The 4650-nt window shown below is 48.0% G+C and carries 4 protein-coding genes and 1 pseudogene; 1 reads left to right on the top strand and 4 read right to left on the bottom strand.

What is annotated here, in order from left to right:
* Window positions 1–154: 154 nt before the first annotated feature.
* From tgt to deoC, 4 genes are all read right to left on the bottom strand, one after another.
* The gene (gene tgt, locus ABW391_RS28605; protein WP_353485326.1) at window positions 155–1288 is read right to left on the bottom strand and encodes a tRNA guanosine(34) transglycosylase Tgt; all 1134 of its coding nucleotides are present in this window, start codon (window positions 1286–1288) and stop codon (window positions 155–157) included.
* 5 nt (window positions 1289–1293) lie between these two features.
* Window positions 1294–2691 (bottom strand): rod shape-determining protein RodA, encoded by a 1398-nt coding sequence (rodA, locus tag ABW391_RS28610; RefSeq protein ID WP_353485327.1) that lies wholly within the window; start codon window positions 2689–2691, stop codon window positions 1294–1296.
* 59 nt (window positions 2692–2750) lie between these two features.
* Window positions 2751–3161 carry an SPOR domain-containing protein gene (locus ABW391_RS28615; RefSeq protein ID WP_353485328.1) on the bottom strand — a complete coding sequence of 137 codons (411 nt, stop codon included), beginning with the start codon at window positions 3159–3161 and terminating at the stop codon, window positions 2751–2753.
* An 83-nt stretch (window positions 3162–3244) separates the two neighbouring features.
* On the bottom strand, window positions 3245–3919 hold the full coding sequence (gene deoC / locus ABW391_RS28620; protein ID WP_353485329.1) for a deoxyribose-phosphate aldolase: 675 nt from the start codon (window positions 3917–3919) through the stop codon (window positions 3245–3247).
* A gap of 256 nt (window positions 3920–4175) precedes the next feature.
* Between deoC and ABW391_RS28625 the strand changes: the two are divergent.
* A pseudogene (locus ABW391_RS28625) lies at window positions 4176–4650 on the top strand (glutamate formimidoyltransferase); the annotation flags it as partial.

Here is a 4650-nt window from a genome sequence, read left to right on the forward strand (position 1 = left end):
TTTTTCGCTTAACCCGCCTCCACTTTCGCAAAATCGGGATTTCAATAAGGCCTTTTCCGCATTGCCATGGATGTTTCTAGGTTAGGCGAACGTTTAAGTGTTGCGTAATATGAGTTAAACAATAAAAACCTAGAATTCATTTTATAAAATTCAATCAAAGCCGCGTTTCCAACCTCGGCACCATCATTTCCTTCCAGGCCCGGAAATCCCCAGCTTGAATGTGGGCGCGGGCTTCGCCCACCAGCCACAAAAAGAAAGACAAGTTGTGCAAGGTGGCAATTTGCATGCCCAGAATCTCGCTGCTGTGGATCAAATGCCGGAGATAGGCTTTGGAGTAAAAGCGACTGCTGTGGCAGGTGCTGCTGGCATCAACTGGCGAAAAATCGTCTTTCCATTTGGCATTGCGCATGTTCAGAATCCCTTCGGCAGTGTACAACAAACCATGACGGGCGTTGCGACTCGGCAAAACACAATCGAACATATCGATGCCCAGGGCAATGCATTCCAGGATATTGACTGGAGTACCCACGCCCATGAGGTAGCGCGGCTTGTCGGCGGGCAAGATGCCACACACCAACTCGGTCATGGCGTACATGTCTTCAGCTGGCTCACCTACCGATAAGCCGCCAATGGCGTTGGCCGGGCGATTGAAGGCCGCGATGGCCTCGGCAGATTGTACCCGCAGATCGGGGTAAGTACTGCCCTGCACAATCGGAAACAAGGTTTGTTCGTAACCATACAGCCCTTCCGTACTGTCGAAGCGCTCGCAACAGCGCGCCAACCAGCGATGGGTCATTTCCATCGATTTTTTGGCATAGGCGTATTCGCACGGATAAGGCGTACACTCATCAAAAGCCATGATGATGTCTGCTCCGATGATGCGCTGAATGTCGATGGCGCGTTCGGGTGAAAAAAAGTGGGGCGAGCCGTCAATATGGGAATTGAACGTAACGCCTTCTTCTTTGATTTTGCGGGTTTCGCCCAGCGAATACACTTGATACCCGCCACTATCGGTCAGGATGGGATGGTTCCAGCCGTTGAATTTGTGCAAACCACCCGCCTGTTGCAAAATATCGATACCAGGCCGCAAGTACAGGTGGTAAGTATTGCCCAGGATGATCTGCGCATGGATTTCTTGTTCCAGTTCATGCTGGTGCACTGCTTTGACTGTACCCGCAGTACCCACTGGCATAAAAATGGGCGTTTGGATTTCGCCGTGTGCAGTTTGGATCACCCCTGCCCGTGCAGCAGATTGAGGATCGGTATGTTGGATGGTGTATGAAAACATGTTGATTACAAGCGATAGCGGTCGCGATCCATTTTTAGTACGATGGCCATCATCGCCGAAAACGCCAAGAGCGATGAGCCTCCCCTGCTGATGAATGGCAAAGGAATACCAATCATGGGCGTCACGCCGATGGTCATGCCAATATTGATGAAAAAGTGAATGAACAATATCCCGACAAAGCAATAGGTATAGACGCGGGCAAAATTAGACCGCTGCCGTTCTGCAATGATGGTGAGGCGCAACATGAGTACCAAAAACAAGACGACCAAGCTTACCACACCTACAAATCCTTGCTCTTCGCCCACCGTACAGAAAATAAAGTCCGTGGGTTGTTCGGGTACATAGCTGTAGCGCGTCATACTGCCCTGCAAAAAGCCCCTGCCCAAAAAACCACCAGAAATGATGGCCGTTTTGGACTGCATAAAATTGTACATCGATTTGCAATCGGTACAAGATTCTGGCTTTAACCAAACCAAAATCCGGTCGGCCTGGTGTGGCTTGAGCACTTTCAATACCGCGTAGTTGGCCGAAAAACACATTCCAACCCCTAGCGCAATGGCGATTCCAGCAGCACCAACTTGCCGAATTCCCTTGCGACTGGCGTAAATCACAGCCCAGCCAGCATAAACCAGGGCTAAGCCTCCAATGCCATAATACCCATATCCCAACCACCAACTTGCAATGCCAGCAGCACCCAATACGAGCACAATGCGCTTAAAATTGGTGGCTTCTTTGGGCAAACTGGTCAAATACCACAAGCCCATGGTCAATAGCAAAATAGAAACGATAAGCGGGTCAAAAACTATACCCAACAATAAAATAGCCAGAATTGTAAAGCCAGCGATGTAGTAGTTGGGCGATAATCCCTCGCGGTACATTGCTATGAAAAAGGAGGTAAACACGATGGCAGAACCTAAATCGCCCTGTACCAGGATGAGGGCCATTGGAATGACCAGGATGCCCAAGGCGATGAGTTGACTGCGCAGGGTTTTTAAATTGGTACTGGGGGTGCTCAAAAACGCAGCCATCCCCAGTGCTGCGCCAACTTTGGCAAATTCTGAAGGTTGGAGCGACAATCCCGCAAAGGTATACCAGGAGAGGTTGCCGTGAATTTCGGTTCCAAAAAACGGAACGCCCAGCAGCAGCAACATCGTAATGATGTAAATTGGATAGGCCAGGAGCTGCCAGATTTTCCAGTCGAGCGCCAGGATGGTGGCCACTGCCGTGAAGGAAATGATCATCCAGATCAGTTGTCTGCCCACCGAAGAGCGCATAAAGCCTACTTTCTCAAATTCGATATAGGTTGAGGCGTAGATCATCATCACCCCAAACACTACCAACCCCAAATAGACGGAAAAAACGATCCAGTCGATCGTTTTTGTCCCGGTAAATTTACCTAGCATAATGTATGGATCAACGCTTACTAAACTTTTGAAGTTTAGTAAGCGTAAACTTTTGCGGATCAATAACCTCCTATGAAATCGTTCGGGCTGATTTGAGCGTCTTGTACCAAATATGACCCTGGATAAGCACCGCGCACCAACTCCTGTAAACTCATGGCTTCCAGCTTGCTGCGGTAAGCGCCTACCCGCAAGAGGTAGTAAGGCCGCTCGTGAAGCCAGGTTATGGGCACAAACGGATATTGTACCTTAAAATTGTTCAGGGTTTCATCCAGTTTGGCTCGATCCGTGGTGGCGAGGATTTGTAGGCGCCACCCGTTGATGAACGGTCGTTGTTTGTTGCCTTCGATATACTGATTCATCAAGGTACTGATGGCGGGATCTTCTTTGATTTGAATGTTTTGTACCTCTTGCGCCATTGCTGCACGAAAAGTCAAAACCAGCATAAACAAAATGAAATAGGCGCGCTGCATGGATCTGTTTTTTTGCAAAAATAAAAAAACTTGATGACAAACGCTGCGCTAAAGATCAGGTATCCAAGAGTGTGTTTGGATTTCTAGTACGCTGCTGTACCATTTTCACCTTTTACAATGGCGATGCCGGATGAAGTACCAATCCGGGTAGCTCCTGCCTCAATCATGGCCCTGGCATCGGCAGCATTTCGGATGCCTCCAGAGGCTTTGATGGCTATTTTGTGTTGGAGCAATTCCCCCATTTGTCGAACGACCTCCACCGTTGCTCCTCCTCCGTTGAAACCTGTAGAGGTTTTGGCAAAATCAGGCTTCAACTCCAACAGAATGGTACATGCCTGCTCCAATTCTTCGGGAGTCAACAAAACCGTTTCCAGGATGATTTTGATTTTTTTTCCTCTCATGCGGGTGGCCATGATCATGCTGTCGAGGTCGTTGCGCACGTGTGCCCAGGATTGGCTTTTGATGGCACAAAGATTGATTACTGCGTCAATTTCATCCGCACCATCTTCAAGGGCGCGTTTGACTTCTTCTACCTTCGCAGCGGTGCTGGAATAACCAAGAGGAAACCCAATCACAGTAGCTATCTGCACTTTTTGTTTACCGGATTCCAAAGCGCGAAAAGCGCTGTTGACGTAAAAAGGAGGAATGCAAACTGCGGCAAAACCGAATTCCTGTGCTTCGGTGCAAACTTGAAGAATGTTTTCCAAATTTGCGTCAGGCTTAAGTAGCGTGTGGTCAATGTATTCGGCAATATTCATCACAGGATGTATAGATTAGTATGACGCAAAAAATAACTTCCCGATTTTTTTAGAGGCTTTTGAATAGGAAGCTCACTTGAAATGAACCGTTCGACTTCCTATTCAAAACCCAAAATCGGAAAGTTAATTTTTCTGCGTTAATAGATTTGTTAAAGTCAAAGCAGGGAACAATATTAAGTTGGGCGAAAGATAGCTTAATTAACCCTACCGAAATAGTTAATTAACATTTAAATTGTAAACTACAAAACCCACTTTCATGCAAGTACAAGACAGTCAGCCGTTGCTGGAGTGCGTACCGAATTTCAGTGAAGGACGGAATGTTGGAATCATCAACCGCATTGCCGACGCCATTCGCCAAATAGCTGGAGTCAAGTTGTTGCATGTAGATCCCGGAGCAGATGCCAATCGTACCGTAATGACCTTTGTTGGTGCACCCTCAGCGGTGGTTGAGGCTGCTTTTCAAAGCATCAAAACCGCGGCGCAATTGATCGATATGCGGCAACACCAGGGTACACACCCCCGCATAGGAGCCACGGATGTATGTCCCCTGATTCCGATTGCAGGTTTGGATATGCAGGACGCTGCTGAACTGGCCCGAAATCTCGGACAAAGGGTAGGGCAAGAATTGAATATCCCGGTATACTTGTATGAATATGCTGCACATAACGCCAATCGGCGCAACCTGGCACACATCCGACGTGGAGAATACGAAGGATTGGCTACAAAAATAG

The sequence above is a fragment of the Haliscomenobacter sp. genome (assembly GCF_040403615.1).
GTDB lineage: Bacteria > Bacteroidota > Bacteroidia > Chitinophagales > Saprospiraceae > Haliscomenobacter.

Excerpts from the sequence above, each read along its gene's own strand:
- deoC (WP_353485329.1), bottom strand. The coding sequence starts at position 3,919 with ATGAATATTGCCGAATACATTGACCACACGCTACTTAAGCCTGACGCA.
- tgt (WP_353485326.1), bottom strand. The coding sequence starts at position 1,288 with ATGTTTTCATACACCATCCAACATACCGATCCTCAATCTGCTGCACGG.
- rodA (WP_353485327.1), bottom strand. The coding sequence starts at position 2,691 with ATGCTAGGTAAATTTACCGGGACAAAAACGATCGACTGGATCGTTTTT.
- ABW391_RS28615 (WP_353485328.1), bottom strand. The coding sequence starts at position 3,161 with ATGCAGCGCGCCTATTTCATTTTGTTTATGCTGGTTTTGACTTTTCGT.